Source organism: Martinezella sp. CNPSo 3964, from assembly GCF_057784375.1.
Map to the genome: position 1 here is coordinate 206,402 of NZ_JBXSOW010000008.1, position 18,817 is coordinate 225,218.

General features: G+C 57.4%; 16 protein-coding genes. 4 read left to right on the top strand and 12 right to left on the bottom strand.

The features are described 5' to 3' along the window. Positions 1-13 precede the first annotated feature (13 nt). The 7 genes from AC13Q5_RS24090 to AC13Q5_RS24120 form a co-directional block, all read right to left on the bottom strand. Positions 14-1,264, bottom strand: a complete 1,251-nt coding sequence (locus AC13Q5_RS24090) for an NAD(P)/FAD-dependent oxidoreductase (protein ID WP_488503408.1) — start codon at positions 1,262-1,264, stop codon at positions 14-16. Positions 1,265-1,286: 22 nt separating this feature from the next. Next, complete coding sequence (locus AC13Q5_RS24095) at positions 1,287-2,321, bottom strand: proline racemase family protein (protein ID WP_075854600.1); 1,035 nt, start codon at positions 2,319-2,321, stop codon at positions 1,287-1,289. Between the two features lie 91 nt (positions 2,322-2,412). Continuing rightward, positions 2,413-3,291, bottom strand: coding sequence for a dihydrodipicolinate synthase family protein (locus AC13Q5_RS24100; protein ID WP_488503409.1), 879 nt, complete (start codon positions 3,289-3,291; stop codon positions 2,413-2,415). Between the two features lie 30 nt (positions 3,292-3,321). After that, positions 3,322-3,987, bottom strand: a complete 666-nt coding sequence (locus AC13Q5_RS24105; protein ID WP_075854602.1) for an amino acid ABC transporter permease — start codon at positions 3,985-3,987, stop codon at positions 3,322-3,324. Between the two features lie 9 nt (positions 3,988-3,996). Then, a complete protein-coding gene (locus AC13Q5_RS24110) occupies positions 3,997-4,659 on the bottom strand; it encodes an amino acid ABC transporter permease (protein WP_075854603.1) in 663 nt (220 codons plus the stop codon). Beyond that, positions 4,656-5,453, bottom strand: a complete 798-nt coding sequence (locus AC13Q5_RS24115; RefSeq protein WP_488503410.1) for an amino acid ABC transporter ATP-binding protein — start codon at positions 5,451-5,453, stop codon at positions 4,656-4,658. The genes AC13Q5_RS24110 and AC13Q5_RS24115 overlap by 4 nt, the downstream gene beginning before the upstream one ends. A 68-nt stretch (positions 5,454-5,521) precedes the next feature. Next, on the bottom strand, positions 5,522-6,355 hold the full coding sequence (locus AC13Q5_RS24120; RefSeq protein WP_457879302.1) for a substrate-binding periplasmic protein: 834 nt from the start codon (positions 6,353-6,355) through the stop codon (positions 5,522-5,524). Positions 6,356-6,551: 196 nt separating this feature from the next. Between AC13Q5_RS24120 and AC13Q5_RS24125 the strand changes: the two genes are divergently transcribed. Together AC13Q5_RS24125 and AC13Q5_RS24130 are read left to right on the top strand one after the other, a co-directional pair. Then, positions 6,552-7,271 carry a GntR family transcriptional regulator gene (locus AC13Q5_RS24125; protein ID WP_457879303.1) on the top strand — a complete coding sequence of 240 codons (720 nt, stop codon included), beginning with the start codon at positions 6,552-6,554 and terminating at the stop codon, positions 7,269-7,271. A 9-nt stretch (positions 7,272-7,280) separates the two neighbouring features. Next, the gene (locus AC13Q5_RS24130; protein WP_488503411.1) at positions 7,281-8,066 is read left to right on the top strand and encodes a pyrroline-5-carboxylate reductase; all 786 of its coding nucleotides are present in this window, start codon (positions 7,281-7,283) and stop codon (positions 8,064-8,066) included. 283 nt (positions 8,067-8,349) lie between these two features. Here the strand turns inward: AC13Q5_RS24130 and AC13Q5_RS24135 are convergent, their stop codons facing one another. The 3 genes from AC13Q5_RS24135 to AC13Q5_RS24145 all read right to left on the bottom strand — a co-directional run bounded on the left by AC13Q5_RS24135 (position 8,350) and on the right by AC13Q5_RS24145 (position 11,543). Then, positions 8,350-9,183 (bottom strand): carbohydrate ABC transporter permease, encoded by an 834-nt coding sequence (locus tag AC13Q5_RS24135; protein ID WP_488503412.1) that lies wholly within the window; start codon positions 9,181-9,183, stop codon positions 8,350-8,352. Further along, a complete protein-coding gene (locus tag AC13Q5_RS24140) occupies positions 9,180-10,076 on the bottom strand; it encodes a carbohydrate ABC transporter permease (RefSeq protein WP_488503413.1) in 897 nt (298 codons plus the stop codon). The genes AC13Q5_RS24135 and AC13Q5_RS24140 overlap by 4 nt, the downstream gene beginning before the upstream one ends. Before the next feature lie 132 nt (positions 10,077-10,208). Further along, the gene (locus AC13Q5_RS24145; protein WP_488503414.1) at positions 10,209-11,543 is read right to left on the bottom strand and encodes an extracellular solute-binding protein; all 1,335 of its coding nucleotides are present in this window, start codon (positions 11,541-11,543) and stop codon (positions 10,209-10,211) included. A gap of 235 nt (positions 11,544-11,778) precedes the next feature. Between AC13Q5_RS24145 and AC13Q5_RS24150 the strand changes: the two genes are divergently transcribed. After that, positions 11,779-12,402: a GNAT family N-acetyltransferase gene (locus AC13Q5_RS24150; RefSeq protein ID WP_488503415.1), complete on the top strand. Its 624-nt coding sequence runs from the start codon at positions 11,779-11,781 to the stop codon at positions 12,400-12,402. Between the two features lie 26 nt (positions 12,403-12,428). Here the strand turns inward: AC13Q5_RS24150 and AC13Q5_RS24155 are convergent, their stop codons facing one another. Next, on the bottom strand, positions 12,429-14,183 hold the full coding sequence (locus tag AC13Q5_RS24155; RefSeq protein WP_488503525.1) for a glucosidase family protein: 1,755 nt from the start codon (positions 14,181-14,183) through the stop codon (positions 12,429-12,431). 371 nt (positions 14,184-14,554) lie between these two features. Here AC13Q5_RS24155 and AC13Q5_RS24160 point away from each other — a divergent pair, with 371 nt between their 5' ends. Further along, positions 14,555-15,730 carry an ROK family transcriptional regulator gene (locus AC13Q5_RS24160; protein WP_075854612.1) on the top strand — a complete coding sequence of 392 codons (1,176 nt, stop codon included), beginning with the start codon at positions 14,555-14,557 and terminating at the stop codon, positions 15,728-15,730. 426 nt (positions 15,731-16,156) lie between these two features. Here AC13Q5_RS24160 and acnA read toward each other — a convergent pair whose 3' ends face one another. Beyond that, complete coding sequence (gene acnA / locus AC13Q5_RS24165; protein WP_488503416.1) at positions 16,157-18,802, bottom strand: aconitate hydratase AcnA; 2,646 nt, start codon at positions 18,800-18,802, stop codon at positions 16,157-16,159. Positions 18,803-18,817: the final 15 nt, after the last annotated feature.

The following is an 18,817-nucleotide window of genomic DNA, read 5'->3' on the forward strand; positions in this document are numbered from 1 at the left end:
GTGGCCGCCTGGCTCAAAACCGGTCGACGCGATAGGGTTTCATGTCCACGGGTGGTTCGACGCCCGTGATAAGGTCGGCCATCAACCGGCCGGTGGTTGCTGCATAGGTCAAGCCGAGATGTCCGTGACCTGTGGCGTACCAGACGTTCTTGCGCTTGGCCGACCGCCCCATGACCGGAACCGTGTCAGGCAGAGCCGGGCGGTGTCCCATCCATTCACTCGTCTGCTCGGTTCTCAGCTCGGGCAGTGCCTCCTTGGCGCGTCTGACCAGCACCTTGGCGCGGCGATAATCCGGCGGCGCGTCGAGGCCTGCCATCTCCACCGTGCCGCCAACGCGTATCCCGCCGGCCGTCGGCGTCACCATGAAGGCGCGCGCCGGCCATATGATCGAATGACGCATGGAGATGTGCGGCGCCATGATCTGCGTGTGATAACCTCGCTCCGTCTCGAGCGGGATCGGTTCTTTCAGCATGGCGGACAGGCGGGCGGTGAAGGCGCCGGCTGCGAGCACGAAACTGCCTGCTTCGATCCTGCGCCCGTCTTTCGTTCTGAGCGCTTTAACACCTGTATCTGCCTGCTCGAAACCCACAACTTCGCCCTCTTCGATGCGCCCACCGAGGACCTGGAATTTTTCCGACAGGGCAACGACCAGTTCGTGAGGATCGGCAATCGAGCGGTTGTCGGGAAAAAGCGCGGCCTTGCCGATCTTCGTGGTCAGCGACGGTTCGAGATCGCGGATGGCATTACCGCCAAGGATTTCGTGCCGGAAGCCAAAGCGTTCGAGCATTTCGATATGCTCGCGGTCGGCCCGAAACTCGGCCTCATCGCTATAGAGGCTGAGACATCCCTCCGCACTCAGCATGTGCTGAAGGCCAGTCGTCTTGAGGAGCGCCTCCAGATCCTCGTGGGCGCGCGTGCACAACGTCGCGCCGGCTTCTTCAAGCTCCCTCAACTTCGATGGACGGCTTGCAGCCAGGAAGCGTAGAAACCAGGGAATCAGCCGCGGCACATAGGAGGGCCGGATGCGAACAGGCCCTTCGGGATCAAGAAGCCATTTGGGCATCTGTGCCCAGATACCGGGACGCGAGGCCGGCAAGAATTCCGTCACGGCAATGCTCGCCATGTTGCCATAGGATGCGCCCCTGCCCGGGCTGTCCTTATCGATGATCGTCACGCTCGCGCCGCGACGCTGGAGCTGGTAGGCGATGGCCGTGCCGATGATGCCCGCGCCGACGACCACCAAAGGCGTCTTATTTTCGCTCATATTCGTTCCAGACCCGTGCGCTTCAAACCGTCGTCATCCATGTGTCGGCTACGGTGAACCCCTGCTGGTACGGATCGGTCGGATCCAAACCCATCTGATAAAGACCGGTGATCCATGCCTGTCCGGCGATCGCCGGTATGACGGCGTTATATTTTCCGACCTTGGCGAGTCCGTCGATGGTGCAGGTAAAACGACTGCCGGTAATCGATTCATGGATGAGGGTCTCGCCTGGCGCGATCAGACCTTTGGCATGCAACAGGGCAAGGCGCGCCGAAGAACCGGTGCCGCATGGGGAGCGATCACAACGGCCAGGGGAGACAACCACGCAATTCTTCGAGACGAGTGCATCGTTTTCCCGGCGAATAGGTCCCATAAACTCGGTATTGGTAATGCCGGGGATCGCCGGGTTTTCCGGATGCTCCACCGCAAGCTGCTCGGCTGCGGCAAATTTGAGCTTCTGCCCGACCTCACAAAGGTCCCGCGCCTCCGATGGATCGATCGAAAATCCAAGAGCGGCGGCATCGACCATCGCATAGGTCATTCCGCCGTAGACGATGTCCACACGAACCGTTCCGAAGCCCTCGACCTCGATACTGCTGCCAAGGTGGTAGCAGAAAGCGGGTTGGTTCACGAGCCTGACGCTCGTGACTTTACCATCCGCACATTCGCACCGAACTCTGATGAGGCCGGCCGGCGATTCCAGAACCAGGTGCGTCACCGGCTCCTGCATCGGAAGGATGCCGGTCTCAAGCAGAACGGTCGCTACGCACATGGTGTTCGAACCCGACATCGCCGGATATTCGGTGGTTTCAAGGATCACATAGCCGAAGTCCGCTTCGGGATGATTGGAGGGCAGAACAATATTCGCATTGTGCCAGACGGCGCCACGCGGTTCGAAAAGAACAATCTTGCGGATATCGTCCATATGGGTCTCGAGATGGACCCGCTTGTCAAACATGGTCTTGCCGGGCACTTGGCCGACACCGCCCACGATCACCTTGCCGCTCTCGCCTTCCGCATGGCAGTCGACGACGGACAGCACTTTTTTGAACCGCATAGTCCAATCCTCCTCACTGTTTCGGCCAAACCAAATTCGTTTTGGCTCCGGCCGCCGAAGCGGTCAGAGCTCCCAGCCAAAAATCAGGCCCTCACCAGTTGAGAATTGGCTGCATGGCAGCCCTGAACTCAGCCTTCTCCTCGACCGTCAGTTCGCCGAGGGGTGCGCGGCCGTTGCCGACGGCCAAGCCTTGAAGTTCGCAGCCATATTTGACCTTCTGAACGAACTTGCCGCTCTCGAGGATGTTCATCGCGCGATAGAGCACGATCATCTTCTCGCGCGCGGCTGCGAGATCACCCGAGCGGAAGGTTCGATCGAGATCGACACAAGCCTTTGCCATGCAATTGGCGGGTCCGCAGATCCAGGCATCAGCGCCCCAGAACATGAAGTCGAGAGCGATGTCGTCCGAGCCGGAGATCAGGTCGATGCGGCCCTTGTAACGGGAATGGATGTCGATCGCACGCTGGAGGGAGCCGGAGCTTTCCTTGATGCCCAGGACACGGGGATCGTCCGCGAGCGCATCGAGGATATCAAAGCCGATCTCGACGCCGTCCTTGTAAGGATAGCTATAGAGCACGAGATTGATACCGGTCGCATCGAGCACATTGCGAAAATGAGCGAGCAATTCGTCCTGCGTCGGGCGTGTATAGAAAGGCGTCGCCAGCAGGACGGTGTCGTAACCGATCTCCTTGGCCCGAAGCGTATTTTCAATGACCTCGCGGCTTGCAGGCGCGTTCGTGCCGGCGATCAGGGCTTCGCCTTCCCTGGCAAAATCCTTGACGAACCTCAAGACGTCGTCACGCTCCTCGTTCGACAGCGCGGAATATTCACCGGTCGATCCCATGGGGACCCACCCGGTCACTCCGGCGGCACGCAGCGCCGTGAGATGCCGTTCGAAGGCTTTGAAATCGACCTTGCCGTTCGCGTCGAAGGGGGTGATGAGCGCAGGCATGACGCCGGACAGTTTCATGGAGGTCTCCTGTATGTGAAGCGATTGCGTTTAGATGGCGAGTTTCTTCAGGATGCGCGCCTCGATGAGAGAGACGGCTCGCGTCAGCGGAAATGCGATGACGAAATAGATCAGGGCGACGACCGTCAGCACCTCGACGGGCCTTGCCGTGTTGTTCGAGATGTTTTGGCCGACGAACATGAGGTCCGCCATCCCGACGGCGGAAACCAGGGCGCTCTCCTTGAACAGGCTGACGCAGTTCGACAGCAGCGTCGGAATCGCACGCAACACGGCCTGCGGCAGCACGACATTGACCACCTGGATATTGCGCGGAAGTCCAAGCGCGACGCAGGCGTCCAGTTGCTCAGGTCCGATCGATTTCAGGCTCGCCCGGAAGGTCTCGCTGGTGATCGCCCCCATGTAGAGGGTTAGCGCAATCACACCCGATGCAAGGTTCGACAGTTCGACACCAAGCAGCAAAGGTAGGCAAAAGAAGATCCAGAAGAGCTGAATGAGTACCGGCGTACCACGGAAGAACTCGACATAGACGCTGGAGACAGCTCTTAGCGCCACATTGCTGGAGGTTCTGGCAAGACCCACCAGAAAGCCGAGAGAGCATCCGAGCGCGATGCAGATGACTGTCAATTTGACGGTCATCCAAAGGCCGAGCAAAAGCGCGTGCTCGAAGCGGAGAAGAATCGAGAAGTCGAGCGTCATCCTGGCCTCCTAGCTGACGAGAAGCAGCCGGCGGCGTTCCAGGAAGCCGACGATCTGCGTGATCGGAAAGGAGACGACGAAATAGATCAGCGCCACGACCGTGAATGTTTCGATCGGCCGGTATGTTTCGGTCGCAAGCGTCTTTCCCTGGTACATGAGATCCTGGATCGCCACGATCGCAACCAGCGCACTCTGCTGGAAAATGACGATGCCGTTCGTCAGCAAAACGGGGATGGAAGCGCGAAATGCCGTCGGGAAAACGATGTAGAATACCCGCTGCAGCGGCGACAGGCCGAGCGCGATACCGGCGTCGAGCTGCTCGCGCGGAACTGCCTGGATCGCCGCGCGATAGGCTTCGGCATTGAAGGCCATGAGGTTCAGCCCGAGCGCCATCACACCCATTGTGATCGGGTCGAGAAAGACGTCGAAGATCATCGGAACGCAGTAGAAGATCCAGACGATCTGAATGATGGCGGGCGTGCAGCGGAAAAATTCGACGAACAGCATGAACGGCAGACGGACTAGCCGGTAAGGACTCATGATCAAAAGAGCGAGCACAAATCCCAGACCGATGCCGATGACATTGGCTGCCGCCGTCAGCTCCAGAGACACCCATAACCCCTTGAGCAGCGGCGCGATCGAGACTGCGTTGAAGTCGAAAGTGTAACTCACGCAACCGCCCCCTGCTGCTTGATGTGGAACACGCGGTCGATGAATTCCTTGGTGCGCTCTTCCCTGGGAGAGCCGAGCACCTGTTCGGGAGGGCCATCCTCGACGACGACTCCACCGGCGCAAAAGATCACGCGCGAGGCAATATTCTTCGCAAACCACATGTCGTGGGTGACGATCATCATTGGCATGTTCTGCGATGCCAATTGGAGGATCACCTGCTCCACCTCGCTGACAAGCTCAGGGTCGAGTGCCGAAGTCACCTCGTCGAAAAGCATCAGCTTGGGATCCAGCATCAAGGCGCGGGCAATCGCGACGCGCTGCTTCTGACCGCCGGAAAGCTGGGCGGGGTACGCATTGGCCTTCGCACCAAGTCCGAACCGCTCAAGAAGGGTTTGGGCACGAGCCATAGCCTTCGATTTTGCCTCGCCGCGTACCTTGCAGGGCGCAAGGATGAGGTTCTGGATGACATTCAGGTGCGGAAAGAGCGTGTAGTGCTGAAAGACCATGCCGATCGATCGGCGGACTTCCGTATCGATGAGGGTCTTCTTGCCAAGGCCTTGAGACGATATATAGGCCTTCCCATCAAAGCCGATCGACCCGCTATCTATCTGCTCAAGGCCCATCATTACCCTGAGCAGCGTGCTCTTGCCGCCGCCGCTCGGGCCGATGACAACGACGCGTTCGCCAGGTTTCATTTCGATGTCGATGCCTTTCAGCACCTGGATGGCTCCGTTGCCATAGCTCTTGTGGAGCGCCTGCATTTTGACGAGGGGGAGGCTGAAGGACATGGTCATGGCCGATCTCGGTTTGTCTGAAAAGCGAGAGAATGCGTCGGCGGCTAGGCGCCGACGCCGGACGGGACTTATTTTGCGCCCTTGAGGACTTCATCGACGGCCTTGTGGATCAGCTCGTCGACATGGCCAGTCGCGACCTTCTCTTCGAGAAAGATGTTCACGACTTCGACGTCTGAAGCCGACATATTATGCGGCAGACCGAAGGATACGCCTTGCTTGGCAAGGGCGGGCTTCGGGTTCAGGGCGATGGCCCAATCAGGATTAGCCTGGGTCAGAAGCTGGTTGGTATCGGAGGCGTCGACCAGGATGTCGGCTCGCTTCGAGGTAAGGGCCAGACGTGTCTCGTCATTGCCCGGAAGCCGCATGATCGTGGCATTCTTCACGGCTGCGGAGATTGCCTTGTCCTGGGCAGTTCCAGACATGACGGCGATCGTCACGCCAGCCTTGTCGAGATCGGCCACCGAGGCTGCCGTCGCCGGGATTTTCGGATTGTTTCTATTGTAGGCAAGCGAGATTTGATACTCCATCGCCGGGATGGAGAACTGGACAGCCATGGCGCGCGTCGGCGTCCGGTTCAGTGCCAGCGAAACGTCCCATTTTCCGGCCTGAAGGCCGGCAACGATATTGTCCCAGGTCGTATCGACGAATTGCGGCTTCACCTTGAGAACGTCGGCGAATTCCTTGCAAAGATCGGCAAAGAAGCCTGAATACTCGCCCGTTGCCGGGTCGCGCATGACATAAGGCGGCGCCACGGCCGCGCCACACCTCAAAACCCCTGCCTTCTGCACGCCCTGCCAATAGCCGTCGGCGGTCTGAGCGTGAGCGGTAGTGGCGGAAAGACCCCCCATCAGGGCGAGCGCAGGCAAAGCCCGCAAGGCGGACGTGATCAACTTCGAAAGCATCGGCATTCCTCTTTTGCTGTGCGCGAAGCGCGGTTCCACTCGTCGGCTTTAGCCGTTTCTTTGTGTTTTTTGTCGGCTGCGTGTCGACTGACAAATTTATGTCAACAGCGTGTCGACAAAGTCAAGCGGAAATTTTACATTGCCGACACGCTGCTTTTCTGGCCCAATGCCGCATACGCAAATGAAAGGGACTTAAGTGTCTGACGAGACTGAAGTGAAAAGGGTTCGGGGAACCGGTTGGAAAAGCGTCTATGATACGCTGCGAAACGAAATCCTCGCGCTCACCTTGCCGCCGGGGCAGCTTCTCGACGAGATGAGCCTGGCCGAACGCTTCGACATGTCGCGATCACCGGTGCGGGAAGCCTTGATCCGCCTGGGTGCGGAAGAGCTGGTCGTGACGCTTTCCAACCGCAGCACGATCGTTGCGCCGATCGAAGTCGCGACCTTTCCGAAATATGTGGAAGCGCTCGACATTGCGCAAAGGATGAACACCCGTCTAGCTGCGGCACTGCGAACCGATACCGACCTCAAGCTCATTGCCAAACGGGAAAAGGCATTTGCGACCGCCGTCAAGACTGGAAATCATCTGGCGATGTCGGAGGCGAACAAAGAGTTCCACATGGCGATCGCCTATGCCGGCAAGAACCAGTATCTGGCCTCTTTCTACGACAAGCTTTTGTCCCAGGGTCAGCGCATGCTGCACCTGCATTTCGAATATCTGGAGCGTACCCACGAGGGATATCTCCTCACGGACGAGCATAGCCTGATGCTGGAGGCGATCCGGGATAGGAACGTCGATCTGGCGGATGAGCTCGCCCATGCTCACACCCGGCAATTCCAGGACAACTTCATCAATTTCATGCGCGAGAACTACACGACGGACGTTTCCCTCGGACCCGCGCGAGCGGCTGAATAGGTGGCGCGGATGAAAGTGATCGGTTTTGTCGGCACCGGCGCGATCACGGAAGCCATGGTGGAGGGCCTCCTGGCCGAGCCGGCACACTCCTTCAATATCCATGTCTCGCCTCGCAATGCGGAAATCGCCGCAAGGCTTTCCACCAAGTTCGACAAGGTAACTGTCGCGGCTGACAACCAGGCAGTCGTCGATCAGAGCGACATTGTTGTTCTCGCCATCCGTCCGCAGATTGCCGAAGACATTATTCGCGGGCTTCGTTTCAGAGACGGGCAAAGCATCATCAGCGTCGTCGCCACAATGGAGCGCCAAAACCTGCTCGACTGGATCCAGGCCGATACAGAGCTCGTACAAGCGATCCCTTTGCCATTCGTTGCTAATCGTCGAGGCGTGACCGCCATCTACCCTCCCAATCAAGAAATCGCCGCCCTGTTCGATGCGCTTGGTACGGCCGTTCAATGTGCATCCCGCAAGGAGTATGATCTTCTTGCCGCGGCCAGCGCCATGATGTCGACCTTCTTCGGTATCATGGAGTTCACGAACGACTGGCTGGAAAAGAACGGGCTCGATCGAACGAAGGGCCAAGCCTATATCGCACCGCTTTTTGAAAGCCTGGCGCAGCGGGCCAATGAGAAGACTGTCCATTCGTTTCATTCGCTCAGCAAGCAATTCGCCACAAGGGGCGGGCTGAATGAGCAGGTCCTATCAGATTTCGAGACGAAGGGCGGGCACACCATATTGGTCTCGGCATTGGATCGGGTACTGGCTCGTATCGAAGGACGCGGTGGCGACATCTGAGGGCATGGCCCGTTATAAACGAACTTACCTTCAGAACCCCACGTTATTGCACCGGCTACATTTCCGGCAAGCACTAAACATTTTGCTCTTGAAGGGATAAGAACCAATGATCCTGTTATTGCAAATTCCGTTCGCAACGCATTCATTAGGTGAGCCAAGAGCCTGACCCTGCCGGAATGACTGATTTGAGGTGGTGAACATGGAATGTTGCGAACAAAGATACTCGCCGCATCATGGCGCCCGAGTGCGCGCCGATCTCTTCAGAAATAAGATCAACACAGTTTTATTTTGTCGCTCCGGCCGTGAGGCCCGTGATGAGTTTCCGCTGGAATAGCATGTAGGCAAGAATGAGCGGCCCGATGACGATAACAGCGCCCGCCGTTAACACAGGGGTATTGACCGTATAGCGCCCCTGGAAAAACAACATGCCAATCGGCAGGGTCCGATAGTTATCATCATTGACGAGGACAAGCGGAATAAGAAACTCGTTCCAAGTCCAGATAAACAAGAACAATGCCAGCGTAGACATTGACGGCAGCATCAAAGGGACGATGACCTTGGAAAGAATGTATCGTCTGGATGCCCCGTCGAGAACTGCCGCTTCTATAATTTCCGACGGCAGCTGTTGCATCGCGCTGGCCATGAACATGGTCGCAAAAGGCAATGACATGGCAATTTGAGGAAGGATCAGCGCAGCATAGGTGTTGATGAGGCCGACATAGCGCATTTCATAGTAGAGCGGAATGATGAAGGCCTCGGTCGGCACCATCATGCCAACTGTTAAAAGGACGAAAATGGTGCGCCTGAACGGAAAGGTCAGGAATGCGAACCCGAATCCCGTTAACGTGCCAAGTATGATGCTAATGACTACCACCGGGAAAACAATCATGACGGAATTCAGGAAATAGACATTAAACCGCCCATCGATCCAAGCGTTTGCATAATTTTCGAAGTGGGGATAGGCCGGCAATACGAATGCGCCCTGCAGGAGATCCGTACGACTCTTCAAAGAAGTAAGTATCAGAAGAGCAAAAGGAACAACAGTCAAGATCGCGAACAGCCAAAGAATGACACGCGAGGGCAAGACTGCGCCTATTCCATGAGAAGCTCGGCTCACGATGCACCCCCTTCATTCACCGGCCGCACCAGTCGATGAACGGCATAGTTGATTGTAAAGACCAGAATTGCGCCGATGATGGCAACGGCTGAGGCATATCCATAGCGATTCAATTGGAAACCAAGCTCGTACATATAAATGTTGGGAACGAGGGTCGCATTGGCCGGGCCACCCCGCGTCATCGTAAAGATCAGATCAAAACTCTTGATAGAAGAAATGATAGTGAGAAGGAGCGCGATACGTATCTCGGGCAGGAGGAGCGGCAGTGTGATGAAGAAGAAAATCCTGCTCCCACTGGCACCGTCGACCCTTGCCGCTTCAAACAGCGCCGGATCAATCCGCTGGATGCCGGAAAGAAACAGGACCATGCAGAAACCGAAGAAATACCAGCTTGCGACAAGGCCAACGGCGGGCAAGACAAAGGTGAAGTCGCCAAGCCAAGGTAAAGCGATCGAACCCAAGCCAATCAGCTTCAGCGCCTGATTGATGGGACCGAAAGCGGGATTGTAAAGCCAGTGCCAAATGATGCCAAGGACGGCGGTAGGCATGATATAGGGCAGGAACAGCAGCGTACGTAGCGCGAACTGCTCGCGTTGCCTAAGCGTCCAGACCATCGCAGCAAATGAAAGGCCAACGACAATCGGAATGACGCAGTAAAATACCATGAAAAAAGCATTATTTTTCAACGCTATATAGAACGTCTCATCTGAAAGCAATTTTGCATAATTGCCAATCCCGATCCAGTTGGGCGGACTGATCCCATTCCATTCAGTGAAGCTGATACCGATTGCCGCAACAATAGGACCAAGGACAAGAGCAAAATAGAGCAGCAAACCGGGCAGAATATAAATGAGATTTCTGCTGGCCTTTGCGTCAAGTGGCGAGCGTTTCATGCACCATCTCGGAAATATGCCAGACGCCGAATTGTACTGCTCTGGCCGTGATCAGGATAGACGTACCGAAGTTTCCCGCCGCTGCTTTTCGTCAATGGAGTAGCGCGGCGGGATAGGTGTGCACCGTGGTAATCACTTGCTCTTCATGTAGGCGGCGTAGTCCGCATCGAGCTTGCCGACCAGTTCTTCTGGTGTTTCCTTGTTCGCAAGCAGCAAAGGCGTGTTTTCGTCAAACGTCTTGAGCATGGTCGGGCTCGCCCAATCGGGATAATGTCCAAGGGCATTGTTATCGTTCAACGACTTCCACATTGAGATGCCTTCTTTCAGGAGTGGGGAAGCGCTGACCCCGGCATCCTCCGGAACCGGAGTTGCAGGTAGATAGCCGGCATGGACCCAGGTAACGGACGCGTCCTTGGAGACCATATAGTTAATGTATTCGCCGGCCAGATCCTTCATTTTGTCACTCTTCGCCAGGCTCGTGATCGCCCAGGCAAGGTCGACACCACCAACCGAGAGCGGATGCTTGATGCCGGCGGGTGCCGGGATCGGCATGAAATGGATATCTGGATTGTTTTGCATCTCGCCAAAGTACCAGGTCCCCGAAATCAGGAAGGCTCCCTGGCCAGCGACAAACAGTTGAACGGCATCATCACCTGAGATTCCCTGGTAGCCGTCGAAGAAATAACCGTTCTTTGCCCAGTTCTGGACAAGTCTGGCCGATTCCAGATTACCGGGCGTATTCCAGGTGCCACCACGGCCGTAAATCAAGTCATCGAGCGCTTTTCGATCAGATGCATCGATATGCGCTTGACTGATCCCCGCCAGCATATGGAGCGCCAGGTGGCCCTTGGCGGTACCGATCGTGAGCGGTGCGGTGCCTGCCGACTTGACCTTATCGAGGGCGGCAAGGAAATCGTCAAAGCTCTTGAGCGGAAGTTCGACGCCAGCGGCTTTCAAGACCTTTTCATTGTAATAAAGGCCGACGATTTCGGCGAGCGACGAGATGCCGTAGGTCTCACCGACACCGAACTCGCCCTTGCTCGACCAACGGTCGCGCGCCAGCAGACTATCAGACTGATTTTTATCCCATCCATATTTCTTGAGGTAGGTATCGACAGGAACGAGAAGGTTTTCCTTCACCATCGCCCCCATCGCGCCGGCTCCCTGGTTGACCTTGGTCACCACTGGGCCGTCGCCGGAGGAAACGGCGAGCTTAAGCGTAAGATTGAGATCCTGGAAATCGCGTACGGTGTGGTCAAGCTTAACGTCGGGATGCGCCTTCTGGAAATTGGCGTTGAGCTCGGTCATCACGGCGGCTCTCGACTCCGAATCGTGGTCGTCCCAAACCGTGAGTGTGTCGGCAAAGGCAATAGTCGATATGCCGAACCCCACGAAAGTGACGCCCGCCAAAATTCCTGCCTTCTTTAGAATGAATGCTGCATTGATGGAGATGAAATCGCTAAACATTGATTGGTTCCCTCTAGCTGCGTTTTGGCAGTTTCTATCGATTCCAACCGGCCGGTCTTACTAAGACATGCCGAATGTCTTGCATTGTCAGGCCTTTACTGGCCCAACGAATTTCCTTATTCTTTCCAAAAAGTTTGTGGGCTCTGAGCCCTCAGATGCAGTCCTCAACCTTCTCAGTTTTACCGCCGCTTGACATCAGTTCGCACCGAGCAGCGGCCAGCAAATCGATGATGCCATGCCTCCTAAGATCGACGATTGTTTCATCCGTCCGGCCAACGAGGACGACGTTGACGCCCTCTTCCATATTTGCCTGATGACGGCCGACGCCGGAGCCGACGCGAGCGCGCTTTACAGCAATCCGCGCCTTCCCGGTTATGTGTGGGCCGTGCCCTATCTCAAATTTGCTCCGGATTTTGCGTTCGTTCTCGCCAAAGACGAGCGGGTCATAGGCTATGTTGTCGGTACGCCGGATACTGCAAGCTTCGATGAAGCGCTCGACAGAAACTGGTGGCCGCTTGTTCGGCGAGAGATCGCTGGCCTGACACCGAGCGCTGCAAAAGACGCCGATGTTCTGGAGCGAATCGCCAACCCTCATAGCGGAACGTCGGGTCTTGAAACGACCTACCCTGCGCATCTTCATATCAATATTCTGCCTGAGGCCCAATCGGGTGGGTGGGGACGCCTGATGGTCGAGACCATGCTCAACAAGCTTTCGGGCCACGGCGTGCCTGCGGTCCATCTTGGCGTTAGTCCCGCAAACGAACGCGCCAAGGGCTTCTACAGGCATCTCGGTTTCGAAGAACTCAGCCACAACGACCACCTTGCCTTCGTCATGAAACTGGCTAGGCCGGCAGTTTAAACGCAAGTCCTGCCCCCATCCGCTCATCACCTGTTCTCCGCGTTCGCAGCTTCTAAGCCATATTTAAGGACAACAGCCGCTGGCATCGCGCTCCATCCCTGCAGCAGAGAGCCGCGTCCGTAGGGTGGCGAGAAATACTCGACCGCACCTGCCCAACCATTTGCCAGGCAGGCCTCCCACCAGCGTATAAGCGCATAACGCGCTCCACCAAGGCCGCGGCGTATTCTTTCTTCCGCATAGACGCCGTCCCAATAAGGCCAATCCGATCCATTGTGGTAACGGAAAGGGAAAGCGGTCTTCGATCTCACGTCACTTGCCCGTTTAAATGGTGGGAACGCGCAAAGGACGCCCCAATCGCCATAGGGCTGCTGCTTGTTATTTCGAGCTTCCAGGGCCGCTTCCATCGCCTTCAGGAGGCCAGCGGCGCGCGTCGGCGAAATGGCCCCATAACGGGAGAGCGTCAGGCTGTCGAGCACGAGATGATCTTCAACAAATCCATCAGGGGTGATGAAATCGGCGTAACCGTTTCTGCTCGGGACAAAGAGCTTATCCTCGATTTCGGCACGAGCGTGCTGCGCTGTTTCGCTTGCCTTCCGTGCCAACGCGGGATCGTGCCCCGCCCCCAACTTAGCCACGGCATCTAAAGCGCCGACGAAAAGGCCGAGATTATAGGAGACGAGACCCTCCCGATAGACGTTGTCTGCCCAGTCCCTGTCATTTCGTGGCTTGAGCGGCAGTACGCTACCAGGGCCTGCAAAACCCAGATATCGTTCAACGATAGCCGTGACGAGTGGCCAGTGCAGCAGTGCTTCTGCCGTATCCCCCGTGGCATCCACATAGTCGACGAGAAAGAGGATGAAGAAAAGCGGGCTGTCAAAATGATCGCTCCACCAATCACCTGGACGATTGTGATGCTCCGGAACAGCCTTTCCGTGATATTTTTCGGGGTTCAGCCTGCAATCGAGAACGAAGTTCTGCCAGGCGCGCGATTGCGCCGGTCCGGTCACGATCACGCCGCTTGGCGCCTCCCCGTCGGGCTGGATTCCCTTGGCCAAAAGTCGAATTTCATCGCGTACAGCTTCTGGCGCAAGCTTCAGCAGTATTTGCATCGTCCAGTAGCCATCGCGATAATAGGTGCGTGCGGGCGCGCTGTAGGCCTGCCCAGCAGCCAGGCCGGCAAATACGCCATTCTCGTCAAGACGGATGCTGGAAAAGGCGGCATGCGCGCCCTGCATCACCATGCTGCGCATCACGGGATCGGCCTTGGGCGCGACGTCGCACCGGGCTACATAATCCGCAGCTTCCGCTACGATAGCATCGCCTGCAAGACCAAATGCGGCTTCAGCCTCCTCTTCGGAGGCACCGGCAGCGACACGGATATCACCATTGCTGACCTCAATGATCATCGCTCCCCAGCCGGTTACGACCGTGCGGCGGTTATTGCGTTTGATAATCTTGGCCCGCGGACTGTCCTCGTCAATCTCATGCCACCAGGCACCACGACGAGCCGGATAGATTCCTTCCAGGCGAGCATTGCGGATCAGGAGGATGGGCTTTGACTGGGCCACGAAGATGCCGCCCGCTTCGGCAATGATCCTGTTTGGACCATAGACGTACGGTCCGGCCAGCTTGGAAAAACGTATGCGCCCCAGGCGGCCGCTTCCCCAAAGAGCGAGATCAAGATACCCGTCGGGATGCGCGTCCGCCTGCAGCCGAGGCGCCATGATCGGCAGAATGACCGGGTGCCTGCTGATGATTTCGCCTTGGGACGTGGGGGTCATCATGGCAAATCAAGCACCTTTCACTGCGCGGTGTCGGGAATGGGATGACGTGTGAAATCCAGGCTGCGATATCCAGCAACCTTGCCAGATTGGAGCGCGATGAAGTCCGCAGCGAATGCGGGACTATATCTCCCATCCTTTGACCTCGCTTTCATTACCCCTCCGCAATTTGCTCAGCCATTGGGCAAGTCTACAAATTGGGCGCTTAATTTGTCAATGACATGGACAAATTAAATGATTTGGTTTAGCCAGATAACTGAGATTCACTTGAATTTCAGGACTTTTTCACTTGAAATTGGCACAGCCGCAGCGCGAGATAGATGAATTAGGAAAAGGTCCCGAACTAATTAAGGGTGGAACGCGTGCCAGCAATGATGCCTAATGCGAACCAGACACCGATAGCGCGAAAAATCTCAACAAATTCCGTTATTCGGACCATACTTGCAAAAGGCCCTATTTCCCGCGCGGATATTGCCAAGCAAACGGGCTTGTCCAAACAAACGATTTCCGACGTCGTTCGCAATTTGGAGAACAATGGTTGGTTGAAGCCGAGCGGATATACCGATGGGCGCCTGGGGCGAACTGCAATAACCTATGAGCTTGATGCAAGTGCGGGTTTCGCAGCATCCATCGATCTAGGCGGAACCAAGATTGCCGCCATCATCTGCGATCTGGTTGGTAACATCGTCGCCGAAACCAAAGTGCCCACAAGTTCGCTCGGCGGGGTCCATCTGGTCGATCAATTCCACGCCATTATACAGGACCTTGCTCGGAGCGCCTGCATCGATCTGGCCAAATTGCGCGTCATAGTGCTGGCTACGCCAGGTGTGCTTGATCCGGCCACCGGACATATCAATGTCGCCCCGAACATCCCGGGAGTCGAAACAATTGACTTGCGCGGCCTCTTGAGTGACCGGATGGCAATCCCGGTCATCATTGAAAACGACGTCAATCTTGCCGCACAGGGAGAACGATGGCGAGGGCACGGTTCCACATCAGATAATTTTGCCTTCGTGGCGCTAGGCACTGGTATCGGCATGGGCATCATTGCAAATGGCAGCCTCATGCGCGGCGCACGCGGCGCCGCCGGGGAGATCGCCTATCTACCTCTCGGCGGAGAGCCATTTGATCCGGGTGGCTTTACCCTCGGTACTCTTGAAAGCGCTGTGGGTAGTGCTGCAATGGTGCGGCGTTATTCTGGATATGGTGGGCAGGGTGAGGCAACTGTAGCGGATCTTTTTTCGGCTCTGGCGGCTGGCGAGCCAGCCGCTGTTGCCGTGATCGAGGAAACTTCGCGATCGATTGCGCTTGCCATTGCCGCAATCGGTGCAACGCTTGATCCAGAACTGGTGATCATGGGCGGCAGTATCGGCGCGCGCCCCGAACTTGTCGAAGCTATTCGCAGGTATTTGCCACGTTGCACGCCTTACCCACCCCGTATCGAGATCAGTCAGTTTGGCAATCGGGCTGCTCTCGTCGGCGGCATCGGCATTGCAGTCGAGCACATGCACCAAGAGCTGTTCGGTGTTGATTTGCAAGATCCATGAGATGAGCATCGTATCGCGCAAATGAATTGCTAGAAGACGAATTCAACAGGCAGAGATTGAGGAGATAGCGAGCTGCCGGCGAGTGGCCACAAGAGATATACGAACAACTAGGGAATGCGCAGCCGCGCCCTGCTTGTGTGATTGCACGCCGGACGGAGGCACGGTTATTCGACAGCTGCGCTCACGACAACAAGATTGGGCGACCATATCATCTTGAATAGATTTGGTTCTTCGGCGATCCATCCATCGCTGTACAGCTGGTGCGCCGATATTGCACCTAGCTGATCTTGAAAGGGGCGGAACCGCGGGCTCGCTCGTCTTCCTCCGGCATCAATCAAAATTCTGGCTCTTGATCTTCAGATTGTCGATATCAGGATCCGGGTTGCCCTGCCCCAGGGACCCGTGGGCGCCTTTTAGGGTTCTTCCTTATTGTGGAACGGCCCCATTAAGCCGCCTCCGTATCAGGGGCGCTGTCGGGGGCTGAAGCGCGTTATGCAGGATAAGTGGGAGGATGCCACCGGCTCGGAGAATTTCGACCTCCGCGCTGGTTTCGATCGCTGCTGTCGCGACAAGCTGCGTCTGTTGCCCATCTTTACGTTTCACGACAACCCCTATCTGGCAACGCGGATCGACGCGAGCCGCATCCGCGGAGATCTCGATAACGTCACCCGACACAAGCGCGAGCTCGTCCGGACCAAAACCATCCGGCAGCCGCAGCGGCAGGATGCCCATGCCGATCAGGTTCCACCTGTGTATCCGCTCGAAGCTCAGGGCGAGAACCGCCCTTACCCCGAGCAAGGCAACTCCCTTCGCAGCCCAGTCGCGCGACGATCCCATGCCGTATCGCTCGCCCGCGACAATGACGACGGATCGATCGTCTTCAGAATAGCGTTGAGCCGCCGCCCATAGGGACATCATATCGCCCGAAGGGGCATAGACGGTCAAGCCCGGCGGGATATCCGCGCCGATCAGGTTGCGGACGGTCTTGTTGGTAAACAGGCCGCGGACCATGGTTTCCCAGTTTCCCCGGCGGGAAGCGAAGACGTTGAGATCGGTCGGGTTCTCTCCTCTCTCGACGAGATAGGTCCCCGCATCGCTGCCGACTGAAACGGCGCCGGCCGGAGAAATGTGATCCGTGGTAATATCGTCACCGACGACCAAGATGGGATGAGCCTGATAATTGCCCAGCAACGTGCCCTTACCGAAGCTTGCAAAGGGTGGCCGGCGAATATAGGTCGACTTCTCGTCCCATGGAAAAATGGTCGTGGTCGGCGCATCGAGCTCGCGCCACGCCTTGCTAGCCTCGGCTTTCTCATAGGCAGGTGCGAAGTCCCAGACATTCGCAGCCCGTGCCAGGGCCTTGTCGATCTCCGACGCCTTCGGCCACAGCATCGAAAGCGTGACCGGCATTCCTTCCTGCGAAAGACCTATGGAGTCTGAGAGTATGTCCAGCTCAACGGTGCCGGCCAGAGCAAAGGCGACGACCATCGGCGGAGATGCCAGAAAGCCTGCCTCCAGCTGCGGATGCACGCGCCCAGGGAAATTCCGGTTTCCCGACAGCACCGCCACGGGCAGGATGCCGCGCTCGGCCATGGCCTTTGCGACAGGCTCCGTCAGCGGCCCGGAATTGCCGATGCATGTCGTGCAGCCATAGCCGACGATCCCGAAACCCACCGCCTCAAGATCTTCAAGCAGACCGGCGCGCTCGAGATAGCGCCCGGCAGTCGGCGAGCCCGGCGCCAGCGAAGTCTTCACCCAATGCGGCGGACATAGCCCGTAGGCGCGCGCCTTGCGCGCGAGCAGGCCGGCTGCAACAAGCAGTCGGGGATCGGAGGTGTTCGTGCAGCTCGTGATCGCGGCGATCGCGACGGCGCCGTTGTTTGGCTGTCCCTCAACTTCCACCGATACCTTCATCATGTCGGCGATGGCATGCGCCGTTTCGCCGACAGGGATGCGGTCCTGGGGACGCCGGGGACCAGCGAGACTCGGCTCAATGCTTGCGAGATCGATTTCGAGTGTCGAGGTATATCGTGGCTCGCACGACGGGTCGAACCAGATGCCCACGCGTCTGGCGTAACGCTCAACGAAATCGACATGACCCTCGCTTCGCCCCGTCGCTCTCAAGTATTGCATCGTGTGGCCGTCGATCGGGAAATAGCCGCTGTTGCCGCCGAACTCCGGCGTCATGTTGGCAACGACGGCACGATCGCCTGCTGTCAGCGTCGAAACACCCGGCCCGTAGAATTCGACGAACTTGTCCTGAAGATCGATCTGACGCAGCAGATGGGTGACCACCAATGCCAGATCGGTGGCAAGAACACCCTCGCGCAGGCCGCCGGTCAGGCGCACGCCTACGACATCCGGCACGCGTAGCGTCACCGGCATGCCGAAAAAGACGCTTTCCGCCTCCAAGCCGCCGACGCCCCAGGCAAGCACGCCGATGCCATTGATCATCGGTGTGTGGCTATCCGTGCCGATCAGCGTATCGGGAACGGCCCAGCGCCTGCCGTCCTTCTGCTGGTCGGTCACGACCGTGGCAAGCCGCTCCAGATTGAGGGTATGCATGATGCCCGTCCCGGGGGGATGGACCCTAAAGCCGGAGAGCGTATTGGTCGCCCATTTCATGAAGCTGTAGCGCTCTGCATTGCGCTCATATTCCCGCACCATGTTCCGCTCCAGCGAAGCGGAGCTGCCGAATGCATCGACGGCAACCGAATGATCCGTCGAAACATCCACCGGCACCACCGGATTGAGCAAGGCGGGGTCACCGCCGGCCTCGGCCAATGCCGAGCGCATGCCGGCGATATCGACGAGCGCCGGCCCGCAGGTCGTGTCGTGCATCAGCACGCGGTTCGGCAGGAAGGGGATTTCGACCTCGCTCCTGCCTTCGTCGAGCCAGGCGATGATCGCCGCTTTCGCGCGTTCGGCATCGCCTCCCCCCGTCCGGAGCACGTTCTCCAGCAGGATGCGATGGATATAGGGCATCCGTCCAAGGAGCGCGCCTGCTACCTGCGGCAGATCGATGATATCGTACTGGATGCCGTTTGCGTCGAATTTGCTGATCGTCGTCATGCTCTGAAACTCTGC